Here is a 25,199-nt window from a genome sequence, read left to right as displayed (position 1 = left end):
AAATCGATCTACAATAACTCAATATTAGTATTTTGAAATTTCATAAAGTTTTAACATTAAACACTTTTTTAAGATTTAAACCATTGATTTTCTAAAAACTCGTGTTTATGATCGACCGTAGCGTGTCAAAGAAAAAAACACACGTTTGACAACAGTTCTTATACAGAATTGCAGTACGCATAGAGGAATAAAACCTATGGTTTCCACCGCTCCTGAAAAAACGCCTCAAGGTTCCAAAGAAACCGCATTCGTTTTGTGGTTTGAAGAAGTCGGCATCGCCGATCTCGCCTTAGTCGGCGGTAAAAACTCCTCACTGGGTGAAATGATCCAGCAACTGGCGTCCAAAGGCGTCAGCGTTCCCACGGGGTTTGCCACCACCGCCTATGCTTATCGCTATTTCATCGAAAAAGCGGGATTAGAAGAAAAGCTACGCAAACTCTTTGCCGACCTCGACCTCGATGACGTCAACAACTTGCGGGAGCGGGGGAAACAGGCTCGCGCCCTCGTCATGAACACCCCCTTCCCCCAAGACCTGCAAGACGCCATTGCCGCCGCTTACCTGCAACTGTGTAAGCGTTACGGCGGCGACAGCCAGTTCTGCGAGCGCTTCGGCCCCGACTACCAAAAAGTCTGCGAAGAATACAGCAGCGACACCGACGTAGCTGTCCGTTCTAGCGCCACCGCCGAAGACTTACCCGACGCCAGTTTCGCCGGACAACAAGAAACCTACCTCAACGTCCACGGTGTCAAAGGGGTACTCGAAGCCTGCCACAAGTGCTTCGCTTCCTTGTTCACCGACCGCGCCATCTCCTACCGCCACCAATATGCAGAGAAGCGCGAAGACTTCGACGAATTCAGCGTCGCCCTCTCCGTCGGCGTCCAAAAAATGGTGCGTTCCGACCTCGCCACCTCCGGAGTCATGTTCTCCATCGACACGGAAACGGGCTTTAAGAATGCCGCCTTAATCACCGCCGCTTACGGTTTGGGTGAAAACGTGGTGCAAGGGGCCGTCAACCCCGACGAATACTTCGTCTTCAAACCGACCTTAAAAGAAGGCAAGCGTCCGATCCTCGAAAAACGGCTCGGCAGTAAAGAAATCAAAATGGTCTACGACTTGGGCGGTTCCAAGCTGACCAAAAACGTTCCCGTTCCCGAACCGGAGCGCGAAAAATTCTGCATCAGCGACGAAGAGATCCTGACCTTGGCGAAATGGGCTTGCATCATCGAAGACCACTACAGCCAAGTCCGGGGCAAAGACACGCCGATGGACATCGAGTGGGCGAAAGATGGGATGACGGGCGAACTGTTTATCGTGCAAGCCCGTCCGGAAACCGTCCAATCGCAAAAAGCCGGAAACGTCATCCGCAACTTCAAACTCAATGGAACGAGTGACGTTTTAGCACGCGGTCGTGCTGTCGGCGAAATGATCGGCCAAGGGAAAGCCCGGGTCATTCTCGACGTTCACAAGATCGACCAGTTCAAAGAAGGGGAAGTCCTGGTTACCAACAAGACGGACCCCGACTGGGAGCCGATCATGAAGAAATCGAGCGCGATCGTCACCAACCAAGGCGGACGCACCTGTCACGCCGCGATCATCGCTCGGGAAATGGGGATTCCGGCGATCGTCGGATGCGGAACCGCCACCGCCGACATCGAAACCGGACAAGAAATCACCGTTTCTTGCTCGGAAGGGGAAGAAGGAAAAGTCTACTCCGGCTTGATTCCCTTTGAAGTCCAAGAAACCAAAATCGACAACCTGCCGCGCACCAAGACTAAAATCTTGATGAACGTCGGCAACCCTGAAGAAGCCTTCGGTCTGTCCTCGATTCCTTGCGATGGCGTCGGTTTGGCTCGCTTCGAGTTCATCATCGCCAACCACATCAAAGCGCACCCCTTGGCGTTGATTCATTACGACGAACTCGAAGACGAAAGCGTCAAGAAGGAAATTGCCCAACTGACGGCTCTCTATCCGAAAAACAAACCGGAATTTTTCGTAGACAAGCTCGCTCACGGGATCGGCACGATCGCCGCAGCGTTCTATCCCAATCCCGTCGTCGTCCGCATGTCCGACTTCAAGAGCAACGAATATGCGAACCTCCTCGGCGGTAAGCAATTCGAGCCGAAAGAAGAAAACCCGATGATCGGCTGGCGCGGTGCCTCCCGCTACTACGATCCGAAGTACGAACAAGCTTACGGATTGGAATGTAAAGCCCTCAAACGGGTTCGCGACGAAATGGGTCTGACCAACGTCATCCCGATGATCCCGTTCTGCCGCACCCCGGACGAAGGTCGCAAAGTACTAGAGACGATGGAGAAATACGGTCTCAAGCGCGGCGAAAATGGCCTGCAAGTCTACGTGATGTGCGAAATCCCGAGTAACGTCATCCTCGCCGACCAATACAGCGAAATCTTCGATGGCTTCTCGATCGGTTCCAACGACCTCACCCAGCTTACTTTGGGTCTCGATCGCGACTCCGCGTTAGTGGCTCACATCTTCGACGAACGCAACAAAGCGGTCAAAGATATGGTGCAAATGGTGATCGAAAAAGCCAAGAAAAATGGTCGCAAGATCGGGATCTGCGGTCAAGCGCCCTCCGACTATCCGGAATTCGCCCGCTTCTTGGTCGAACTCGGAATCGACTCGATCAGCTTGAACCCCGACTCCGTGATGAAGACCTTACTCGACATTGCCAAGTTGGAAGAATCCCTCAATCGTTAGATTGTCATTAGCCTCGATGGAGTGGGGAGTTTTGATGCTCCCCCAACTCCCATAAAGCCCGCCGAAGCGGGCTTTTTTTGTTGAATCGCTCTGTTTTTCTCGATCTAGAGTGACCAAAGAGGGGTATTTGGCGATCGTCTCTTCAGTAAAACCCGTAGGGCGCCGCGAAAGGTTCGCCGATTCTCTGTGTAGTTTTGTAAAATTTTCGGACGCCGAGTGGGTAATCCATAGTCGTTATGATTACGATCGAAAACATTAACTCATATCGAGTTCCTTCTCCTATCAAAAGGAACACCAATAATAATGAGCGATCGCAATAATTTAACCACTGCCGATGGAATTCCCGTCGGGGATAACCAAAACTCTTTAACTGCCGGATCTCGTGGCCCGGTATTGATGCAGGACTTTCACCTGCAAGAAAAACTCGCCCATTTCAACCGAGAACGGATTCCCGAGCGCGTCGTCCACGCCAAAGGGGCCGGAGCCTTCGGAACCTTTACCGTCACGCAAGATATCACCCAGTACAGTAAAGCTAAACTCTTCTCTCAAGTCGGCAAACAAACCGACGTCCTCGTCCGCTTCTCCACCGTCGGCGGCGAACAGGGTTCAGCCGATGCCGAACGCGACCCCCGTGGATTTGCGATCAAGTTTTATACCGAAGAGGGCAACTGGGATCTAGTTGGCAATAATACGTTTAGCCTGATTAATGCGAATAACGAGCGGGTTTGGTGTAAGTTTCACGTCAAAACTCTGCAAGGGATTCAAAATATGACCGCCGAAGAAGCGGCGCGAGTGCGGGGAGAAGATCCGGATCGTGCACTGCGTGACCTTTACAAGGCGATCGCGCGCGGGGAGTATCCCCAATGGCGGGTATCGATTCAGGTCATGACCGAACAACAAGCTGCCAAGCACCCCGACAATCCCTTCGACGTGACTAAAGTGTGGAAACACGCGGACTATCCTTTAATTGAAGTCGGAATTCTCGAACTCAATCGCAACCCCGAGAATTACTTTGCTCAAATCGAACAAGCGGCGTTCTCCCCGAGTGCGGTGGTTCCGGGGATTAGCTTCTCTCCCGATAAAATGTTGCAAGCGCGCATCATGTCCTATCCCGACGCCCACCGCTACCGCTTGGGGGCGAATTATCAGCAATTGCCCGTCAACGAGCCCAAATGTCCGGTGATGCATTATCAACGAGATGGCGCCATGGCATTAGGTAATAATGGCGGTAATTCGCCGAACTACGAACCGAACAGCTACGACGATGCTCCCAAGCAGAATCCGGCGTATGTCGAACCCTCCCTCCCTCTGGGCAATGTCGAAGCGGGGCATTACGACCATCGTGAGGGCAATGACGATTATACTCAGGCTGGCGATTTATTCCGCCTGCTCTCTACAGACGAACGACGGCGATTAATCGATAATATTGTCGGGAGTTTGTCTCAAGCTACCGAGGAGATTCAGAAGCGGCAACTCTGTCACTTTTTCCGCGCCGATGCCAATTTCGGCGGGGCGATCGCTTCCGGTTTGGGACTTGAGGTAGAAATGCCGACTCGTTAGTGATTTTTAGATGACAATTTGCATCGGTTTGGGTTGGGCGATCGCGCCCCTCAAACCGATGTTTTTTTGGCAAGGCGATCGGCGTTAGAGATATAAGATTAGAGAGATAAATTTTGCATCGCCGATCGCGCATAACTCTGCATCAAAACCCTGGCTTCTGATGGAGTTGAAAAGTCAGCGCCAATGTCTCTGTCGATCCAGCACCTGTCAACTTGCCATCGAAGATTTTCCCGAGTATCGTAGATTAATTCTCAAGCATTTTAATTTTTGCCGTACACCTAGATGGAGGCGAGCCTAGCTCGTAACACCCAGCCTAACTTAGGGGGGCGAGTTGTTGCTCGACAATTGAATGAAGGCGATCTCTGCCATCTTTTACCAAAGTATACGGTTATTCGGTGTTTTTCTACTGATATCCAGTCCCGGTTTGAGCGAACCTGTCACCCCTTCGCTAGAATTCCAGGTCGAAACTGGGAAGGTGAAAGAAACGGCGAGTGAAGCGCAGCAATTGTTCGATCGCGGGGTAGAATTTGCAGGGAAAAATACGATTCCCGATCTCGTGGCGGCGATTGAAGCATTAGAAATGGCCCGATCTTTGTGGTCTAAAACGGGCGATCGCGATCGAGAAGTCTTGACCTTATTAGAGTTAGGTTCCCTTTACAAGGCGTTGGGCGCCACCACCCCAGCCCGGGAACGATACAACGAAGCCCTCACCTTTTATCAAGAGCGCGGCGATCGGCTTCTTGAAGCCTTTATCCTCGCTCAAATCGGCAGTCTCTACGCCGAAGATGCGATCCAATTGAAATTGGATTCGTTGCCTTATCAGGTTGGTTTTCCGGAAGAAAACGAGTCAAGCCTTACGTTAAGCGGTCTAGGAAGCACATCGGAAATTGAAGGAAATTCACCGGACGAATGGGACTCGAAAATTGAACAAGAAGTAGAACGAGCGAGAGAATTTTACGCTCGTTCTTTAGAAATTTATGAAGAGCTTAATAATAGTTCCAATCCCGACCGGATAGCTGTACGTCAAGCACAAGCGCAAACCCTCAAAAGGATGGGAATGATGTTTGTACAACGTCGTCGTTTCTATCCGCATTTTTTTATGCGATATTATCATTTTTATGATAACTTTTATAATTTCAAACCTAAAAACTTTCTCGAACAGTCTCTAGAAATCTATCAAGAAATTGGGGATTTACAGGGAGAAGCATTCGTTCTCGGACAGTTAATGAAACTATATAGGGACGACCCCGTAAAATCAGAGCAGTTATTCGACCGTGCAATAACAATATATGACGATCTTGAAAGTGCTAGAGGCGATCGCAATACTACTATCCTTCAAGCTAAAGCAAAACTTTTAAATATAGCAGCTCAAAATACCTCCCGCGAAACCCGTGAAACAGCTTTAATGTTTTACGATCGCGCCCTAACACTTTATCAGCAAATCGGCGATCGTCATGGTGAAGCCAACACGATCTTCGATCTTGCCCAATTCTACTCGGAGGTAGATGTTTTAAAATCACGAACTTATTATCAGAAATCTTTAAATCTTTATGCAGAGACTGGCGATCTTTTTAGTCAGGCAGAGGTATACAAACGACTAGGAGGAACTTACTTTAACTTAAAAGACTGGATAAAATCATTAAGTTTTTTTGAACAAGAGCTAGATACAATTGATGAAATCATTCGACTTTATCAAAAATTAAACGATGAAAAGTTAACATTGAAATTCAAATATAGAAAACCCATTATTTTATTGAAGATTGCTTTTGTCTCCAATCAAGAGGGAGATCGAGAACAAGAATTTCAAGCTCTGTCTCGGGCGCAAACAGTTTATCAACAGCCAAAAAATATCAAAAGGGAATCTAACTTTTTAATTAGTATTGCTCAATACCATCAATGGCACAATCGTCCCAAACAATCGCAAAAAGCAATCGATGAAGCAATTGCACTTTATCGTGAAAGCGGAGATTTAGAAGGAGAAGTACGGTTTTTACGCGATCGAGTTCAACGCTTTTTCGGTCGCAATTTAATTGATGACATAGAACCTGTAAATTCAAGAAAAGAATTATTGCTCACTTACGATCGCATTATTGCCATTTATCAACAACTGGGAAATAAAAGAGAAGAAGCTCGGAGTCTCGCTAATCTTGCTGAATTTTATTTTTCTTCCTTAACCGTTGTAGACAATATAGAACTAAAGCATCCAGAGAATACAGAACTAGCACTGAGTTTTTATCAAAAAGCCTTGAATGTTTCTAGAGAAATTAGCGATCCAGACGTACAAAAAAGCGACCAAAGCTTCCAAGTTTATCTTCTTTTGGCTATGGCGAAAATTTACTACGTTTTAGATCGACAAGAGCAATGTGTAGAGACCTTAAAAGAAATAGAAAGGACAACTTCGGGATTGGATGACCTCTATAACCTTGCTGTAGATGCAACGACATACGAAGAACCTCTACTTGCCATAGATTTTTATTATAAACTTTTGCAAGCTTCCCGAGATTTAAAAATGAATAGTGATTCTGAAATACGGTATGAAGAATCTCTCATATTCCGAAGTATTAGTGAGATTTATTACTACGAACTGAATGACTTGGGGCGGGCATTAAGATATTTTGAAAAAGCATATCAGCTCGATGGAAAGAATCAAAATCTAGAGCATTAATTCTAGTTTTTTAGGAGAATTAGTGAAATTTATACAACACTTGGCGATCTGATGAGGTACAGTGCCGATCCCCCAATCCCCCCTTCGCCCCCCTTTGAAAGGGGGGTTGGGGGGATGGCGGGGGGAACGAGCAAAGTCTACCTTTTTAAGGGGGATTTAGGGGCATCTAAATGTCTTGCATAGCAGAGGAAAATGCTGTAGCAGATTCGGAGACTTGAAACATGAACGGGCTTCATTTCATCGATCTGAAGATATAGTAATTTTCGATCGCATGAGATATGAATCTTATTCTAAAAATCCGCTTTGTGAGAAAAATGCTCGAAATTTCAAAACCTTGTTACACGAGCCGATCTCCAGATCGAGCTTTAGCGATTTTGAGTTATTCTTGTCAGGAAAGGTGACTCCCGTGCAAGGGTTGGGAGGCGTACAGATCGAACAGTGGGAAAGTGAAGGCTGGAAATCCACTTATTTGTGGGCGGGGTTTACCTTGCCGGGAGAATGGCGGTAAGAATGCTAAGGGGGAATTGCCCAGCCTACGAACTTTACTGCACCTCGATCGCGCGATCGCCCGTCCCCCAATTCCCTGTAAAGGACGATTCCCGGTATCATGAACAACATAGGAAGCTTCTCGTTGAATATGAATCCGGAATCGACGCTCAACCAGCTTAAAGCGGCTTTGCCCGAAGGACAACTGCCTTCGAGTTATGGCGTGTACTTCAAAAATACCTTAGTCGCGCTCTGTCACGCCCTCGAAGATCACATTCTCCAAACCTCCTCGGACAAAAGCGAAGTCGATCCCTTGGTTTTAGCCACTTTTCAGCAAGGAAAATGGTATCTTCAAGAAGCCGAACGCTATCGAAAAATTGCCGATCGCTCGCGCCACATCCTCATCAGTGCAGTTTCCGATAGCGGTTTTTCCACCCACGAAACTAGCCAACTCGATAACGTTTCTTTAGTGGATCTCGATCCGGAAGATAGCTTAGTCAACGAGTGGAATCTGGTTATTCTCGCGCCGAGTTATCAGGCGATCGTTTTGTGTCACGAACTCGACCCCGACGAATACCGACCGGAAGATCGGCCTCAAGTCGATACCGAACGAAAATTTTATGGATTGTGGACCTTCGATCGCGCTGTCGTCTCCCAATCCACAGAAATCTTACTCGATCGCCTACGTCCGTACAATCCAGACCTGATCGATCGCCTCAAAGCCACCCAGCGCCAGATCCTGGAATGCAAAGACGTTCCCCAAACGGATATGAGTGGCGTTGTTTCTCGCATTGTTTCCTACCTACAAAGTTCTCAGCAGCAGATCGTCGCCGTCAACCGCCAAACCCGCGAACTGTGGGAACTCGAAGGTCAAGCTCTCAAAGTCAGCCGCAACCTCAACGCCAACAAACTGCAAGCCTTTTTACGCATGGCGCAACGGGTAGACGAGCGCGATTCCGCCAATCCGGTCGCTTCCTTACAAGTGTCGGCCCTGTCGGAAACCTTGGGACAACTGCTCGACTTGCCCACCCTCAAATTGCGGCGCCTGCGCTTGGCGGGCTTATTATTCCGAATCGGTTTAGTTTCGGCTCCTCCAGAGGTCTTTTCCACTCCAGCCAGTCAGTTAGACGATGTAACCCGGTCGTTTTGGCGCGATCGCGCGCGCATCGGCGCCCAACTGCTCGCCGCCATGCCCGAACTGACGCCAGTGAAAGAAATTGTCGAACACCACCTCGAATATTGGGATGGAAGCGGACAACCGGACGGCTTGCGCGGCGAAGAAATCCCGATCGAAGCGCGGATTTTGGGATTGGTCGCCTATTTCCAAGAACTGACCCAAACGCGGGGCGATCGCAGCGCCCTGACCCCCCAAGCCGCCTTAGAACAGTGCCAGCAGCGCAGTGAGACTCGTTTCGACCCCAAGGCGATCGAAACCCTCGGCAACGTCGTCCGCCTCGCGGAAATGGGGCTGATGCAACTACCGAACCGTCCCAGTCAACTCCCCAATGTCTGGCTCGAAGAATCGCCCGCCCCTTCCACCACCGTCAAATCGTAAATTCCTCAATTCTGAATTCTCACCTCTCCCATGATTTCCAGCTCTCCAGACCTCCAAGCCATCCGACAGGGCAAAGTCAAAGACTTAGCCGGAATCGATCTAGCAGGCGCCGATCTCTCCGGTGCCGATCTCTCCGGCGCCGATCTGTCCCAAGCGAATTTAAGCGGGGCCAATCTCTCCGGCGCCAATTTAGCGGATGCCCAGCTACGGGCTAACTTGCGCGGTGCCGATCTCTCCGGCGCCAATTTATCCGGTGCCGACTGTCGCAACGCCGATTTACGCGGCGCCCTCTTGCTCGATAGCAAGGTCACTGGGGCCAGCTTTGCTGGAGCCTTTTTGACCGGAGCGATTGGCAGTGGGCTCGACTGGACGGGCATCGATTTGCGCGGGGCCGATTTACGCGGCGCCAGCTTGGAACGGGCGATTTTGCGTCACGCCGAACTCGCTCACGCCAACCTCTGCGGTGCGGACTGCACCCAAGCGGATTTAGAAGAAGCCGACCTTACCGGGGCCGTGCTGCACGGGACGAACTTGAGACGCGCTAACCTTTTGTGTGCCATAGTAGAACATGCCGATCGCGCGGGGGCGTTGCTCGACGGGACTTGTCTGGAGGGAACCCCCTGGAGTCTGTAATCTGCGAACCGATTCTCGATGGACGGGGGATCTCCGGGACTTTGCTTTTACCTTATAACCGTCATAAGTTCAACTAAATTTTACATATCTTAATAAATTGTTATAATAGGAAGCGTTGGCAAGCGTCCGAGGAAATGGTATCAGCTTTGTTTGGCAGCACCCCCTTCCAGAACCAAGGTGGCGACGCGCTTGTAAGTCAAGTGGCAGGTAAGGCGATCGCGGCCTTGTTCAAGCGATCGGAAAAAGTCGAGGCGAACGTTCGCGCCGAACCTGTTGCTAAGTTGCTCCAGGGAAGTATCGACGGCTTCGATTTCATCGGCCAAGGAATGCTGATGTATAACGGCTTGCGGATCGAGAACATGGAACTGTACTTGCAAGCCGTGGCGATCGACTTTGGCGCCATTTTTTCGGGAAACGTCAAGTTGCGCCAACCGACCAGTGCCCGAATGCGAGTGGTTTTAACTGAAAATGACTTAACCACTTCATTTAACACGCCGTTTGTCGTCGAAAAATTGCAGCGCCTCCAATATAACGGAGAATCCCTACATTTTCAGAAAACCGAAGTCAAGTTGACCAGCGATAAAGCACTTCGGGTGTCGTCTGAAGTAAAAATTGGCGACGCCGACGAACCCGTGCATCTGGATTTCACGGCGCAGGTGGATGTAGAAGAACGGCGCAAAGTGCAATTTGTCAACGTCAAATGTGAAGGGAGCGATCGCGCCGTAGACTTAGGTAATGCGTTAATCGAGCATATTAATAGCCTGCTCGATTTAGATAAATTCGCCTTAGAAGGAACGCAGCTAAGAGTCGATCGCATCCGCATTCAAAGTAAAGCGATGGTCTTTTACGGTTCGGCCAATATTTATCAATTTCCGTCGCGACAACTGCAAAAGAAATCGTAAATTCCAGATGCGACTCAATTCAAAGAAAATCGGTAGGGTGGGCATTGCCCACCCTACTTTTTCTCAATTAGATTCAATTAAGAACAGCCGATACCCACATAACGGAATCCAGCTTTTTGCAACATTTTGCGATCGAGGAAATTACGACCGTCAATAATGACCGGATTGTTCATCACCTTCGCCATCGCCGCATAATCCAACGTCAAGAACTGCTGCCAGTCCGTGACCACAACCAGAGCATCGCAAGCGTAAGCTAACTGTTCCGGGCTCGTTTCCACCACGACCCCACTGAGACCCTGACCGATGCCACTTTGAGAAACGATCGGGTCGTAAGCCTTGACCTTCGTTCCCAAGCGGTTGAGTTGTTCGATCAAATTGAGGGCCGGGGCGTCGCGCATGTCGTCCGTATCCGGTTTGAACGTCAACCCCAACAGACCCACAGTTTTACCTTTGAGGATTTTCAGTTCGTGTTGGAGTTTTTCGATCGCGATCGTGCGCTGGCGCTTGTTGACATCCACCGCCGCTTTGAGCAAGTGGGCGTCGTAACCGTAATCGTCCGAGGTATGAATCAGGGCCGAAACATCTTTCGGGAAGCAAGACCCCCCCCAACCGATCCCCGCTTGTAGAAACTTAGTGCCGATGCGCGAATCGAGACCGATCCCCTTCGCCACTTGCACGACATCGGCGCCGACGCGATCGCAGATATTGGCAATCTCGTTAATATAACTAATCTTCGTTGCCAAGAACGAGTTAGCCGCATATTTGATCATTTCCGCCGAACTCAAATCCGTCTTGACCACCGGAACCGGAGGTAACGAAGGATCTTCACCAAACTTGCGCTTGACAATCGGCTGATACAGTTCTTCCATCATCGAGAGGGCCTTGTCACTGTTGCCCCCCAAAACGATGCGATCGGGATTAAACGTATCGTAAACCGCCGAACCTTCCCGTAAAAACTCGGGATTGCTCACCACGTCGAACTCGATCCCCAACTTCGCCGCCGCTTCATCTCCCGAAATGCTATTGCCGCCGCCAGAGGCTTTCTGACGTTCCGCAATCCCGTCGAGAACGATCATGCGTACCCAGTCCCCGGACCCAATCGGCACCGTAGACTTATTGACGATGACCTTATAACCTTTCTCCAGATGACTGCCAATTCCTCGGGCGACCGCTTCCACATAACGGGTATCGCTTTCTCCAGTCGGTAATGCCGGAGTCCCGACAGCAATAAATAAAATATCGCCGTGATTGACCCCATAAGCGAGATCGGTCGTAAATTCCAATAAATCTTCTTGAGACGCTTTTTGAATGATATCGGACAAGCCCGGTTCGTAAATCGGGGACTGTCCGGCTTTCATCATCTTGACTTTTTGTTCGTTATTATCGACGCAGATCACGTGATGCCCGGTGTGCGCCAAGCAAGCGCCCGTGACTAAACCTACGTATCCGGTTCCAATGACACAAACGCGCATCGGGGTAAATCCTCCAATTGAAATAGTGATGTCCTTCCGTCCAGCACCCTGATTTCTGGCAAAGTCACTTGTTTTCGGGATAAACCTGCATTTTTAGACAACAATCGGCTTTCCCGGTTAGTATTCCCAGGCGATCGGGTTAACTAGACCTCAAACGGCTGCGAAAATCTTCTATCGTTAACTTTAACCCTTCATCCAGAGGAATCGTAGGTTGCCAACCGAGGAAGGTTTTTGCTTTGGTGATATCCGGCTGGCGCTGGCGAGGGTCGTCTTGGGGAAGGGGTTTAAACTGAATTTCGGCGTCGGGATTGACCGTTTTTTGAATTTTTTCAGCCAATTCGAGAATCGTGTATTCGTCCGGGTTACCGAGGTTGATCGGTCCGGTGGACTCCCCATTCATCAGGCGAATCAAGCCTTCGACCAAGTCCGAGACGTAGCAAAAACTGCGGGTTTGGGAGCCATCGCCGTAAACGGTCAGGGGAATGCCGCGCAAAGCTTGCACGATAAAATTGCTGACCACGCGACCGTCATTTTCTAACATGCGCGGGCCGTAAGTATTGAAAATCCGGGCGACGCGGATATCGACGCCATTTTGACGGTGGTAGTCGAACGCCAGGGTTTCGGCGACTCGTTTACCTTCGTCGTAACAGGAGCGAATCCCGATCGTATTGACGTTGCCGCGATATTCTTCAGTTTGGGGATGAACGTCCGGGTCGCCGTAGACTTCGGAGGTCGAAGCTAAGAGGAAGCGTGCTTTCACCCGTTTGGCCAATCCGAGCATGAATAGGGTTCCGATCACGTTGGTTTTGATGGTCTTGACCGGGTTGTATTGGTAGTGAACCGGAGACGCCGGACAGGCGAGGTGGTAAATTTGATCGACTTCCAAGCGAATCGGTTCGGTAATGTCGTGGCGGATCAGCTCGAAGTAGGGGTTATCCAACCATTTGAGGATATTGTGTTTGTGTCCGGTGAAGAAGTTATCGAGACACAATACTTCATGGCCTTGGTCCATTAGGCGATCGATAAGGTGGGAACCAATAAAACCAGCCCCACCCGTGACCAAAATTCTCATCGTCAACTGCCTGAAAAGGGGTGAAATTCGACTTCTAACCTAACCTGCCCGAAAGTAACTGTCTAGAGGACACTAGGAGTCTTAAGATTTGCGATCGCCCGTAGTCTTTTTTCGGTGGCGAGCTAAAAACGACCGGGTGCCAATTGTCAAGTACCCGGTCGTTAATTTATATAAAGTATTGGAAGCCGAATCGATGGCCGGATCAACCGCGATCGAGCTTGAGAACGGCCATAAACGCATCTTGGGGGACGTCCACCGTTCCGATCGCCTTCAAGCGCTTCTTCCCTTTCGCTTGCTTTTGCAGCAGTTTCTTCTTCCGACTGATATCCCCGCCGTAACACTTCGCCAACACGTCCTTACGCAAAGCGGGAATACTCTCGCTGGCAATCACCCGCGAACCGATCGCCGCTTGCAGGGGAACCTTAAACTGATGACGCGGGATCAACTCTTTGAGCTTTTCCACTAACGCCCGTCCCACCGGATACGCTTTATCCCGGTGGACGATCGTCGAGAGAGCATCGACCGGATCGCTATTAATCAAAATATCCATCCGCACCAGGGGATTTTCCCGATAGCCGATTGGATGGTATTCCATACTCGCATAACCGCGCGATCGTGACTTCATCTGATCGAAAAAGTCCGTCACCAACTCCGCCAAGGGCAACTCGTATACTAACGTCGTCCGCCCCAAGGTCAGATATTTCATATCCTTAAACTCGCCGCGCCGGGACTGGCTCAACTCCATCAACGCCCCGACATACGTTTCCGGCGTAATCATCTCCACCCGCACGTAGGGTTCCTCGATTTTCTCCCGTTCTTGCGGGTCGGGTAAATTGCTCGGATTGTCTACCAGCAGCTCTTCCCCGTCAATCGTCGTGACCCGATAGACCACGGAAGGAGCCGTGGTAATCAAATCGAGGTCGTATTCGCGCTCTAACCGTTCTTGGACGATTTCCATGTGCAGCAGCCCGAGGAAGCCGCATCGGAAGCCGAAACCCATCGCGCTGGAGGTTTCCGGTTCGTAAGACAGGGCCGCATCGTTGAGCTTGAGCTTTTCGAGGGCTTCGCGTAGGTCCTCGAACTGGTCCGAGTCCGTGGGGAACATCCCGCAAAACACCATCGGTTTCGCTTCGGTGTAACCCGGGAGAGCTTCGCTGGCTTGTGCTTTGGCGAGGGTGATCGTATCGCCGACCCGCGCGTCTTCGACGGTTTTAATCGCGGCGGCGAAGTAACCGACTTCTCCGGCGTGCAGTTCGTCTACGGGTTTTTGGGTGGGACACAAGACGCCGAGTTCGTCGATTTCGTATTCTTTTTTCGACGCCATCAGGCGCACGCGATCGCCCTGTTTGACGGTCCCATCGACAACCCGGAAATAGACGATGACGCCGCGATAGGGATCGTAGTAGCTATCGAAAATCAGGGCGCGCAAGGGTCGGTCGATCGTGTCTTGAGGCGGTGGCACCAAGTGAACGATCGATTCGAGAATTTCGTCGATCCCGATCCCTTCTTTCGCCGAGGCGAGAATGGCTTGGGAGCAGTCGAGTCCGATCACTTCTTCGATTTCTGCTTTGACGCGCTCGGGCTCGGCCCCCGGCAGGTCGATTTTGTTGAGAACGGGGATAATTTCGAGGTCGTGTTCGAGGGCCAGATAAACGTTGGCGAGGGTTTGAGCTTCGACCCCTTGGGAGGCATCGACGACGAGTAAGGCGCCTTCGCAGGCGACCAGGGAGCGAGAGACTTCGTAGGAGAAGTCCACGTGTCCGGGGGTGTCGATTAGGTTGAGGACGTATTGCTGACCGTCTTTGCCTTTGTAGTTCATGCGGGCCGCTTGCAGCTTGATGGTAATGCCGCGCTCCCGTTCGAGATCCATGTTGTCGAGGAATTGCTGTTTCATGACCCGATCCTCGACAGTGCCTGTCGCCATCAGCAGACGGTCGGCCAAGGTGGATTTACCGTGGTCGATATGAGCGATAATGGAAAAGTTACGAATGCGAGAAACAGGAACGTCGGTCATAAGCTTTAGGTTCGTGGCTAATTGCGTGAAGGAGTACGCGGCAAGGGGGGAACGGCGCGATCGCCGTGCGACCCGTCGAGGTCGTCTCGTCGTTGACGGCTCGAACGGTGGCAATGCTTAACACATTTTAATGGTTTCCGAGACACTCGTGCGCTAGGGGAAGCGATCGCCCCATCCGTCAGCCCCGAGTTGGCTGGGGGATCTTCGGGTCGCGTTCGCTCGGTTCCAAGCCTTGATATAATAGGTTTGGGTTGTTCTCAAAATTTCTACCGACTTCAATTCCTGCTGCTCCACGAGCCGATGGCCGCGCGATCGCGCCGCTCGAACGGTCTTCCCCTTGGGGGCGATCGGTTCGTTATTTCCTCGGTTCGACCGCCATGGAATCGTTTTGCGATCGCCCGGGCGATCGCCAAGTCACGAGTGTCTCGTACAACAGAATCTGTTGTTCATTCTACTTTATCCTTATTTTTTGCTGAGAGAATTAATGTCCTATGAATGACCAGGTCGTGCATTCCGATCGGAAAGAAAAAGTAGAAGTTTCTATTCATTTAGATGCCGAACTACTCGAACAAATCCAACATTTAACCAACGATCCGAGCAAAGTCATTGAAACTGCTGTAAGGCAGTGGTTGCGTGGCGAACGCAGTAGAGACAACGACTTGAGTCGAAACTTATTAAGAAATCCTCCCGTTCCCCCACGGGGCGAATGGAATGATTAGAGCGTGAAAAATCTCTAGGTTGTAGCTCGCCATAACCTAGAGAAATAGGCATTTGAAGAGCTGGCGGTCAGTCTCGCCACCGCCTTTGTCGAGCAGTGTTTGAATACAGTCCCAAACAACGAGGGACAACTCCGATCCCCCTAAATCCCCCCTATTTAAGGGGGCTTCGAGGGGATGGTCGAGCGACGCGATCGATCTAGAAAATGCTATAGAAGCGGCGACGCTCTCCAATAAAATGCTAGCTTGGGGTCAGAATTTCACTGCTGTTAGCGATCGCCGTCGTTTCGTTGCCATTGCTTTTGGGAGGCGATCGCTTCATGCCAACCTCTGGCCGTTTACTCTCGGACTCCGCTCATGGCATCTGCCGATCGCTTTTCCGTTTCTAGTAATTCTGCGTCTGGGCCATCCCATCACTCGCAACAAGGGGATAACTGGTTAGAAGCCCTCGGCGCCCCCTTAGCCTTCACCCACGATCGCGAAGGTTATTACCGTGCATTTTATTGGGAAAGGGCCAGCGAGTGCGAACTCGACCCTCAGACCCTGATCGGAACCCGCATCGACGAACAGTTCCAACCCGTGGCGATCGTCCCCTACGGCGATCGCGTCAGGCGCGTCCTGTCCTCCGGGGTTCCCGAACGCTTCAGCTACCCCTTTCGCTATCGGGATTGCTACTTTCTTTTCGACCTAACGATCGCCGCCATACCCGATTCCGACTCCGAAGGTCAGCAAGTCTTGGTGATGGGACGAACGATTCCCGGTGTCCTGAGCCAGTGCGAACTCCCCACCAACGAGAATCCGAACAATAGTCACCTGCTTGCCTCCGGGTTAAACCTCCATCAAAAATTACTTGCCGAGATCGTTGGCAGTTTGCGCCGTACCCTCCCCCCGGGATCGGAACTGTATCAAAAACTGCTCGCCCAAATGTCGCGGCAAATTCGGCGAACCCTCGATTTGAATACGATCGCCCGACAAACCGTTAAAGGGTTAGCCGAAGCTCTCGGAGTCAGCCGTTGCTTCATTTGTCTTTACAATAGCGCCAGAAACTGCGTGCAGGTCACTGCCGAATATTGTCCCGGCGATCGCCCGTCCCTCCTCGGTTGGGACTTCCTCCTCGAAGACTATCCAGACTGGCAACGCGCTTTAGACTCCTCGGACGCGATCGCCGTCGAAACCCTGATTTTACCCGGGTGCGCCCCTCAAGCGGCGCTGATCTTCGCCACCCGCTATCAAGATCGTCCGAATGCATTAGTGTGTTTGTGTCAGGAAGCGATCGCAGATGGCGAACGCCAGCCCGATCCCGACCCGGAACCCGATCGCACCTGGGGCGCCGCCGAAATCGAATTTGTCCGAGAACTCGGCGAACAAGTGGGAACGGCGATCGCCCACGCCACCTTATATCAAGAATTAGAACAAGCGCGGGAACAAGCCGAAGCCGCCTCCAAACTCAAAAGCCAATTTTTAGCCAATACCTCTCACGAATTACGAACCCCTCTCAACGGCATGATCGGCTTTTTAAAACTGATTATGGAAGGCATGGCCGAAGATGAAGAAGAAGAAAAACAGTTTATTGAAGAAGCCTATCGTTCCGCCTTACACCTGCTCAATTTAATTAACGATATTTTAGATATCGCCAAAATTGAAGCAGGTAAAATGCACTTGGATCTCAATCCAGTCAATCTCGGCGAACTGGTGAGCACCGTCGAAAACCATACCCGCGCTTTAGTCCAACAGAAAAATCTAACCTTACAAATTCAACTTCCCGAAACAGAAGATGAAATTTTGCTTTACGGCAATTATCAGCGCTTGTTACAAGTAATGTTAAATATTGTCGGAAACGCAATTAAATTTACCCACGAAGGGGGAATCGAAATTCGCGCGACGATTGTTAAAAATAAAGTCGAAGTCCGGGGTTTGGAATTGCCCGGTGTGGTGCAGATTTCCGTTACGGATACGGGAATTGGCGTTTCTTTAGACAAGCAAGACAAACTCTTTCAATCGTTTTCGCAAGTCGATAGCGATCGCACCCGACAGTATGGCGGGACGGGATTGGGATTGGCAATTTCACAGAAACTGATCGAGGCGATGGGAGGTCTAGTGAATTTTTACAGTCTCGGGGAAGGACTCGGTTCCACGGTGACCTTTGTCGTCCCGCTTTATCAAGAACCCGCGATCGTGTCCCTCGGATCTCCAGATTCCCTCGATTTATTGAGTTGAGGGGCGATCTAAGGGAGGCGATCGCCAAACCATGCTGATTTGAGATCGAAGAATTTAGATCTCAAAGAGTTTTGAAAATTCCCGCTTACCGCGCCGAGGGGCGATCGCCTTTCTGGAGTCGTTGCAAGCGTTTCAAAACCTGGGAAAGGCGATCGCAATTTTCCTGGCGTCCGCCATAGCGCCAGCGCACGTAAGCTTGCGAAATTTCCGCGATCGCCGCCGCACGCTCCTCCGGATAATGAGGCGGCAACTGGCGGGCGTACTCGAACGGCGTTTGAGCCGGATTCTTGGGATACCCCTCCCGGGCCAAAGTATCCACCATCTGACGGTAGATCGACTCCAACGGCGGTAATTTAGCCAGAAAACGACGGTAGTGCCACCATTTCCAGCCCTTCCAACCAAGCCAACCGAGCAACCCAAAGCTTAAAAAGACCACCAACCCGGAAACCACCCCAAACCAACCGCGACCGAACAGGCGCAACAACCACGCCGCAAAACGCAATATCCCGCCAATCGCTGCGGAAACCACGGTTTGAATCAAACCCGTCACGGGGGAAGGTAACCACCCCGCTACCCATTTCCAGAACATCTGCAAGACGCCAAAGGGTTCGTATTCTTCCACCGAGGGGGGGATTAACTCGTGACCGGGAATCGGATCGAAGCCAAACCAGCCGTATTGAGGAAAGCAGACTTCGGTGATGGCGTAAGCGTCGGTATTGCGAACCACGTAGAGTCCGGTAAAGGGATTGAACTCTCCCGGACCGAAACCGACGGCGAGACGGGCCGGAATTCCGATCGAGCGTAGCATCACAGTCAAGACCGTCGAAAAATGATCCGGGTAACCGCCTTGTTGCTCGAACAGGAAACTTTCGACTAAATCCTCATTTTCATCAAAAAAGGGCAAGCCAAACGGGTCGGTGGGAATGGAATAATTTTGTTTGAGATATTGGGCGAGATAGAGGGTTTGTTCGTAAGGGTTATCTAAAGGATTGGGAGAGGTTTGTAAAATCTCTTGTGCCAATTGGCGCACACGATCGCGAATCGACGCCGGAACGTCGAGATAATAGTCGCGAATACTCGGCGGATAATTTTTCGGGGCGTTACCTAACGCAGTGCGATCGCGGTGAGGGACTTCGGAAATCACCGTGTAGGTCAGTCCTTCGAGCAGTCCCAGAGGCGATCGCAAACTGCCTTCCGGATCGAGCGCCACTTCTCGCGTCGGGAAATATAAGGCGCGCGGTTCTAACAGCGCCGGAATGATATTGGGTAAGTCAGAAACAACCGTGTAACTCTGCACCACCCGGCTTATTTCCGCCAGTCCAGTCCCCGCACTGCGAGCGTCTCGGGGGATGAGAAATTGGTAAGACCAGCCCGGACGATCGAGGGTTCTAACATCGTCGTTGCGGGAAATTTCCCATCCTTTTCCGGTGTAGCGGTCGAAAGCTAAAACCCGCCAAAATCCGGGAGCCTGCGATCGCACCCGCATCACCACCTTCGGTTCCATCTGACCGCGCAGGTTCTGATTGATCCGGGAATTGAAGCCGTAGTAAAACGTCGAATCCATTTCCCCGGGTTCGTCGCCGCCTTCACCTTCCCCGAGGTCTTCCCCATCGCCGCGACCGTTGCGGGCGTAACCGGGATTGACAATGCTGCGACCGTCGAACTCTCCTTCAAATTCGATTTCGGAGCTCACGGGAAAGGTTTGCAGTTGGTAACCCGGAAAGCGGGGCAACAGGGCGAACACGAGCAACCCCAAGCTGACGGTTACCAATAAAAAGACGCCCAAGCGTTTGGGAGACAGATCCCGACTCAAGCGTTGCCAAAGGGTTTGGCGAGGTTTAGAGCGGCTTTCCCCTCGCCGGGATAAGGGGGTCAACCCGAGGCGCGAGCGATAGTCGAGGACTAAAGTCGGCAGGGCGAGGGCTAAAAAGATGAAGAGTAACGGCGCAAATGCGAGGGTTTGGCTCAAAGTTCCCGCGACGCCGAGTAAAATCAGGCCGATGACCATCGAGTAGCCTAAATCTTTGCGTCGGGGAATGTCGAAACTATGGATAATTTGGATCCGAATCAGTAGTTCGGCTAAAACGACTCGCGTGTCGTTGAGTTCGCGAATCAGGCGATTAAAAAACGCCCCCAACACGAGCAACATGGCGATTGCGAGGACGAATTTGACGGGAATATCGGGTTTGTCGCGTCGGTACCAACTCCAGACCGCCCCGAGAATACTCAGGGGAATCGCCCAGAGGCTCATTTGGGTTTGAGCGGCGATGTCCGTGGCGATAATGCCGACAATGACGAGGGTTTGGACGAGAACGCGCAAGGCGATCGAGTGTTCCGGAACCGGAGGCGGCAAGGCGGCGAGCTTCTGTCGCAGACGGCGAACGCCTCGAAAGTCGAACAGATGCCAAATCCCTGATGAGTGAGACATGAGAAGGAATCAGTCGCGAGGGGAACAGATTGAAAAGGAAGGAAAAAATCAGCAGTGTGCCGATTTCCTTCCTACTTTAATCCATTCTCAAAACTGTGCCGTCTCATGCTCGAAAATTGTCGAGGGGATAAACTGTGAAAATTAAGGGGTGACTGTCGGGATCGTCCAATTCCACTTTTAAAAAGTATTTTTCATGGGGTTGGGGGTCTTGTACTTCGACGCTCAACGATCCGGCATCGCTGCGGCAGTTACTCCCTTGGCTGCGATCTTTTTCGAGGGTCAAACGGCCACCACAGGGCAGGTCGGCTGCGACGCGCAAGCACGAGGGGGCTTGGGAGGTCGCTGCCGTTGACGGGCGATCGCTTCGCGACGCCTCCGGCGTATCGCGCCGCGTATACTCGACGTTGAGTTCGAGGGTGCCGTACCCGGTCAGCCACTGCCGTTGGACGGGAGGGTCGCCCGCGCGCACGGACAGGGTTAAACTGCCGACAATTTCGCGAGCAGCCAGTAAGGACATTACCATTTGTTGGGTGGGACTGGCGGCTTCGTAAGTTTCGGGAAAGTCCGCAGCCGCTTGGGAGAGGCGATCGATCGCGTCGGTACTGCGTTGCGGCGCTCCGGCTACCATGAGGGTTCCGGCGAGCTGATGCAGGGTGTAGGTTTGTTCGGGAAAGAGATCTTCAACGGCCCGCACCAGTTTGAGTCCTTCTTGCACGGAGGAGTTCACCAAGCGGCGACACTGCTCGAAAATGCGGGTCAATACGGCGGGGGGCAGGGTAACGGGTAAGTTGAGTTGTTCCAGTTGCGCCGTCCACAGGCGATCGGGAACTTGTTGGGCGACGGACCAGTCTGACGTTTCAGCGTCGTAGTCTAGCACTTCGTTTTCCCAAGGAAACAGGGGAAGGTGGTGCTGAATTTCAGTTTGCAATCTGCGCTTGAGGAGCGCGTAATAACGGTCTTGCACGGCAGGTATCTCTCCTGGTTGATGTGGTCGAATTCCTCCGAGAGGCGATTCGTCAGGGTTCGCGATCCCCGCCTCGATGTCGCCCGGACCCGAGAGGAAATCGTCGAAGGTTTCTGAATCGAGCGGATCGAATGGGCGGTCGATGTCGGTCGTCCCCGGCGGCGATAACTCGACCGGGTGGCGATTTTCTGAGAGCAACCATTCAAGGAGTTGCTGTTGTAAAGCTTTGGAGTGTTGAATGCGCTCAAAAGCTTCGGCGTCCCTCGATTCCATTTCTTAACCCCCTATTCATCTGTAAATGCACGTTTTCCGGAACCTTAATGGTTTCTAATTTCCCAGGCTACCTCAAGCAGTTTAAACCAGCGTTTTTGAACTTGGTTGAGGGTACACCCGAGGGCTTGGGCGATTTGCGCTTCGGGTAAGTTTTGTTGTTTGAGTTCGAGCAGTTTGACTTGTTCGGGACCGATTTTTTGTTGAAATGTCTGCCATTGACTGGGACTGAGGCCGAGGTTATGGTCTAAGTCGGCTTCGAGCCACTCGTGGACGAGTTCCCACCGATGGGAAAGGGCAAAGCGGATCAAGTGGTATTTGAATCGTTGTTGCAAGTAATCTCGTTCTCTCGGGGTCAAGCCGAGGATTGCTTCGATTTCTGCGGTGGGCAAGTCTTGCAATCTTAAAGCGAAGTAGTCGGCGCAATCTTGCTGGTCGCGATTTTGCAGGTAGGTCATCAGTTCTTGAATGACGGTTTCGCGCAGGGAATCTTCGGCACTGAGGGAATCGGGATCGACCATCGCTTCGCGCACTTGCTGCACGGAGGAGTCGTTCCAGGTGCGATCGGAATCGAGGCTGGCGCCCTCGGCGGCTTGCTCCATATCGACGATCGTTTCGGGCGGTTGTTGTTGGGAAAAGGTCTGAGCCCGCAGGACGATGAGCTGTTGGGAGCGTCCCCCGGGTAAGGGGATCCGCCGTTTGCCGTAGCGTTCGGTAAAGGCCATGTATTCGGCCAGTTCGAGTAAGGTCGAGGGGGAAAAGGTGGCTTCGAGTTGGGCTTCGCGCCGAAAGGCGTTGAGGGCTTCGAGATAAAATCCTTGTAAAAAATCTTCAATCAGGTTCAAGCGGGCTTGGTAGCTCGATTGAACTTGGGGAGGGGTGATGTAACGGTAGACAATTGCACTGAGGGTGCTGTGTAAATCGATGCGCCCGGCTTGGGAGCCGAGTTTGTAGTAGTTCAAACACTGCTGGAGGCGATGTCTGGATAGGGCGATCGCCCAGGTACGAACTTCCCCGGACGCTTGAATGCGCTTGCTCTGCTGGCAAATTCGCTCGACTTCGGCGGCAATGCGCCCGCTCACCTCCCGGCAATTCGCCTCTGACGCTCGTGTAGACTGTTGGAGTTCTGTAAATAGCAGCTCAAAAATATCTTCCACGCCCCTCTCGATCTCCGCCATGATGACTAAATAGCTAGCGATTGTTCCCCGGTTAGCTGCGGGCAACACTCTGGCTAAACTCAGAAAAAGACGTCCAGCCAAAAATTAATATCGCAATGGATTTAAACCAACAAATTCAGCTACTCACTGAGAATGCACCCCAAGACGGTAAAACGCCTGGAATTGTCGCGGCGATCGCACCCGTTCTCAAAAGTGTGGCGGGACAGTTACGGCATCGGGAATATTACCTCTTGCAATCTTTAGATTCCCGTTGGGTGGTGACGACCTTGAGCAACCGCGCCCACCCCGATGTAGAGAAACGCGCGATTTATGCTTTTCCTTCACTCAAGGACGCGACGAACCACGCGATCGCTCCCAAAGATGCGGGAACGATTGCCGTCGCCGTACCCGTGACTCACATTTTGTTTCAAATGGTAGCCATTGATGCGGTAGATAGTCTCGTTTTTTTTGAAACTCCCGGGGACTTCTCCACCGGAATTGAAGTCAGCCGCGAAACCCTTCAACAGTCGATCCGCGCCGAACTCCAAAAACATCTCCAAAAGAGAAGTAGCCCTCAAGAGAGTCAGTTGCCGCCTGATTTGGCCTGAAATTGAGTCTCAAACTCCCAGAAATCGCCTTTGAGAAGCTCTCAATCGGGATTTCTCAGGATGCATTCGCTTCCCCTAATACAGGCGGCTGACGACGTAATCAGCAAGCTTTATCAAGGTTTGACGCGCGGGGGAAGCGGCAAGGGACTCTAGATGTCCGACGGCCAGTTTAGCATGGTGGGTTGCCAGTTTGCGAGCTTGCTGGATGCCCGTGGAATCGTGAATCAGGGCGATCGCCTGCTCTAAATCCCCTTCTTGGGCGAACTCCCGCTCGATCGCCACCCCCAAGGCGGGTTTTTCGGCCAAGGCATATAAAGCCGGGGCGGTTAAATTACCGCTTTTGAGATCCGACGCGGCGGGTTTGCCCAGGGATTCGCTCGAACTGGTGAAGTCTAAAATATCATCGACGATTTGAAAGGCCAAGCCGATATGGCGTCCGTACTCATAGAGATCTTCGACGATTTCCGGCTCGACCTCACTTAAGATCCCGACGGCTTTGGAACTGTTGGCAATCAGCGAAGCCGTTTTGTAGTAGCTCTTCTCCAGGTAAGCCTCGATGGACAACTCGGTGTCAAATCGATTCATCCCCTGCCGGATCTCCCCTTCGGCCAAGTCCATAATCACTTTGGACAGCAATTTGACCACTTCCAAATTATCTAAGTTGGCCAAATACCAAGAGGATTGGGCAAACAAGAAGTCTCCCGCCAAGACGGCGACCCGATTGCCGAACAAGCTGTGAACTGTGGCAATTCCCCGCCGGACTTCCGATTCGTCTACAACGTCGTCGTGGACGAGACTGGCGGTGTGGATCATTTCGGTAATCTCCGCCAGGCGACGGTGACGAGGCGTGATTTCGCGATCGAGCAGGGTGGCTTTCGAGAGTAACAGGACAATCGCTGGTCTCACCTGTTTTCCCCGCGCCCCGAAAAGATGTTCTGCCGCAGCGTACAAAATCGGGTGGCGGGCTCCGACCAGATTTTTGAGGTTCTCTGTGAGCAACCTCAGGTCTGCTTCAACCGGGGAAAAGAGGGAGGTGGTTGACGTCATGGATAGGCCGACTCGGGCGTAAATTTACGAAATTTTACATATATTCTAAGCGAAGCCTCTCGGATAGGAAAGTTTTATCAAAAAAATATCGTCAAAATCCATGCCAGAGACTCATTCGGAGATTGTAAAGAATTGTTAAGCACAGGGGCTGGGGGACTCCAAAACGGGCCGATCTTGTGATAGGGTAGGAGTTAAGAATTTAAACAATTCCATACATAAAGCGGCACGACACGACGGGGTTTTCCTTGAAGACCGCAAGTGGGTGTTGTAGCTTAAGTGTAAAGCAAGATACGTTTTTAGCTGGCGGGCGCCTGAGTATGTAGCGCGTCGGCGACCGATCGAACTCTATCGATCCGAGACGGTTACGATTTCGTAACGACAATCCTGGTGGTGAGGCTCGGGTCGGGGGAAGATTCCCCGGAGGGGGAGGGTCGAGATCGCGAGCGGGCGATCGCCAGAGACAAACGAGCCAACGGTTTCGGTCAGTCCGCGCTCGGGCTACGTCGGCTTGAGTCCGGACGGTTCGCTCCGATGCCATCAACCGATGAAAATCCTTCCAGAACTGCCGTTCTGGTCTGTTTTCTCGTAGCCGAGCAGGGGCGCGCACCCGCTCGCCGAAAATGCCGATCGCCTTCGTCTGGCTTTTGTATGGCTTTGTCTGTTAACCCGTCTCCCTCGCATTCACCTTCTGGCCGTACTATGAATTATCTCGAT

17 protein-coding genes are annotated in these 25,199 nt (G+C 51.6%); 10 read left to right on the top strand and 7 right to left on the bottom strand.

Going from position 1 to position 25,199, the window contains the following annotated elements; translation table 11 throughout:
- Nucleotides 1–196 precede the first annotated feature (196 nt).
- From ppsA to HCG48_RS21440, 7 genes are all read left to right on the top strand, one after another.
- Complete coding sequence (ppsA, locus tag HCG48_RS21470; RefSeq protein ID WP_168570999.1) at nucleotides 197–2,719, top strand: phosphoenolpyruvate synthase; 2,523 nt, start codon at nucleotides 197–199, stop codon at nucleotides 2,717–2,719.
- Between the two features lie 303 nt (nucleotides 2,720–3,022).
- Nucleotides 3,023–4,279, top strand: a complete 1,257-nt coding sequence (locus HCG48_RS21465) for a catalase (RefSeq protein WP_168570998.1) — start codon at nucleotides 3,023–3,025, stop codon at nucleotides 4,277–4,279.
- 475 nt (nucleotides 4,280–4,754) lie between these two features.
- Nucleotides 4,755–6,944: a tetratricopeptide repeat protein gene (locus tag HCG48_RS21460; protein ID WP_168570997.1), complete on the top strand. Its 2,190-nt coding sequence runs from the start codon at nucleotides 4,755–4,757 to the stop codon at nucleotides 6,942–6,944.
- A 271-nt stretch (nucleotides 6,945–7,215) separates the two neighbouring features.
- Nucleotides 7,216–7,452, top strand: coding sequence for a hypothetical protein (locus HCG48_RS21455; RefSeq protein ID WP_168570996.1), 237 nt, complete (start codon nucleotides 7,216–7,218; stop codon nucleotides 7,450–7,452).
- Nucleotides 7,453–7,581: 129 nt separating this feature from the next.
- On the top strand, nucleotides 7,582–8,985 hold the full coding sequence (locus HCG48_RS21450) for an HD domain-containing phosphohydrolase (RefSeq protein ID WP_168572003.1): 1,404 nt from the start codon (nucleotides 7,582–7,584) through the stop codon (nucleotides 8,983–8,985).
- 30 nt (nucleotides 8,986–9,015) lie between these two features.
- Nucleotides 9,016–9,618, top strand: coding sequence for a pentapeptide repeat-containing protein (locus tag HCG48_RS21445; protein WP_168570995.1), 603 nt, complete (start codon nucleotides 9,016–9,018; stop codon nucleotides 9,616–9,618).
- A 134-nt stretch (nucleotides 9,619–9,752) separates the two neighbouring features.
- Nucleotides 9,753–10,520, top strand: coding sequence for an LmeA family phospholipid-binding protein (locus tag HCG48_RS21440; RefSeq protein WP_168570994.1), 768 nt, complete (start codon nucleotides 9,753–9,755; stop codon nucleotides 10,518–10,520).
- Between the two features lie 77 nt (nucleotides 10,521–10,597).
- On the opposite strand, the gene HCG48_RS21435 is transcribed toward HCG48_RS21440, so the two are convergent.
- From HCG48_RS21435 to lepA, 3 genes are all read right to left on the bottom strand, one after another.
- Nucleotides 10,598–11,992: a UDP-glucose dehydrogenase family protein gene (locus tag HCG48_RS21435; protein ID WP_168570993.1), complete on the bottom strand. Its 1,395-nt coding sequence runs from the start codon at nucleotides 11,990–11,992 to the stop codon at nucleotides 10,598–10,600.
- A 139-nt stretch (nucleotides 11,993–12,131) separates the two neighbouring features.
- The gene (locus tag HCG48_RS21430; RefSeq protein ID WP_168570992.1) at nucleotides 12,132–13,064 is read right to left on the bottom strand and encodes a UDP-glucuronic acid decarboxylase family protein; all 933 of its coding nucleotides are present in this window, start codon (nucleotides 13,062–13,064) and stop codon (nucleotides 12,132–12,134) included.
- 202 nt (nucleotides 13,065–13,266) lie between these two features.
- Entirely contained in the window at nucleotides 13,267–15,078 is a 1,812-nt protein-coding gene (lepA, locus tag HCG48_RS21425; protein WP_168570991.1) for a translation elongation factor 4, read from the bottom strand.
- Between the two features lie 491 nt (nucleotides 15,079–15,569).
- Between lepA and HCG48_RS21420 the strand changes: the two genes are divergently transcribed.
- Both HCG48_RS21420 and HCG48_RS21415 read left to right on the top strand, forming a co-directional pair.
- Entirely contained in the window at nucleotides 15,570–15,797 is a 228-nt protein-coding gene (locus HCG48_RS21420) for a type II toxin-antitoxin system CcdA family antitoxin (RefSeq protein WP_168570990.1), read from the top strand.
- A gap of 354 nt (nucleotides 15,798–16,151) precedes the next feature.
- Nucleotides 16,152–18,011, top strand: coding sequence for a GAF domain-containing protein (locus HCG48_RS21415; RefSeq protein WP_168570989.1), 1,860 nt, complete (start codon nucleotides 16,152–16,154; stop codon nucleotides 18,009–18,011).
- An 85-nt stretch (nucleotides 18,012–18,096) separates the two neighbouring features.
- Here the strand turns inward: HCG48_RS21415 and HCG48_RS21410 are convergent, their stop codons facing one another.
- From HCG48_RS21410 to hetZ, 3 genes are all read right to left on the bottom strand, one after another.
- Entirely contained in the window at nucleotides 18,097–20,439 is a 2,343-nt protein-coding gene (locus HCG48_RS21410; protein WP_168570988.1) for a transglutaminase TgpA family protein, read from the bottom strand.
- A gap of 103 nt (nucleotides 20,440–20,542) precedes the next feature.
- On the bottom strand, nucleotides 20,543–21,676 hold the full coding sequence (locus HCG48_RS21405) for a hypothetical protein (protein WP_168570987.1): 1,134 nt from the start codon (nucleotides 21,674–21,676) through the stop codon (nucleotides 20,543–20,545).
- A gap of 44 nt (nucleotides 21,677–21,720) precedes the next feature.
- Nucleotides 21,721–22,851: a heterocyst differentiation protein HetZ gene (gene hetZ / locus HCG48_RS21400; protein ID WP_168572002.1), complete on the bottom strand. Its 1,131-nt coding sequence runs from the start codon at nucleotides 22,849–22,851 to the stop codon at nucleotides 21,721–21,723.
- 95 nt (nucleotides 22,852–22,946) lie between these two features.
- Between hetZ and HCG48_RS21395 the strand changes: the two genes are divergently transcribed.
- Complete coding sequence (locus HCG48_RS21395) at nucleotides 22,947–23,438, top strand: hypothetical protein (protein ID WP_168570986.1); 492 nt, start codon at nucleotides 22,947–22,949, stop codon at nucleotides 23,436–23,438.
- A gap of 75 nt (nucleotides 23,439–23,513) precedes the next feature.
- Here HCG48_RS21395 and sds read toward each other — a convergent pair whose 3' ends face one another.
- The gene (gene sds / locus HCG48_RS21390) at nucleotides 23,514–24,485 is read right to left on the bottom strand and encodes a solanesyl diphosphate synthase (protein ID WP_168570985.1); all 972 of its coding nucleotides are present in this window, start codon (nucleotides 24,483–24,485) and stop codon (nucleotides 23,514–23,516) included.
- Nucleotides 24,486–25,199 lie beyond the last annotated feature (714 nt).

Source organism: Oxynema aestuarii AP17 (genome assembly GCF_012295525.1).
Classification (GTDB): Bacteria; Cyanobacteriota; Cyanobacteriia; order Cyanobacteriales; family Laspinemataceae; genus Oxynema; species Oxynema aestuarii.
Note: the sequence above shows the minus strand (reverse complement) of the source record. Positions and strands in the feature narration are given on the sequence as shown.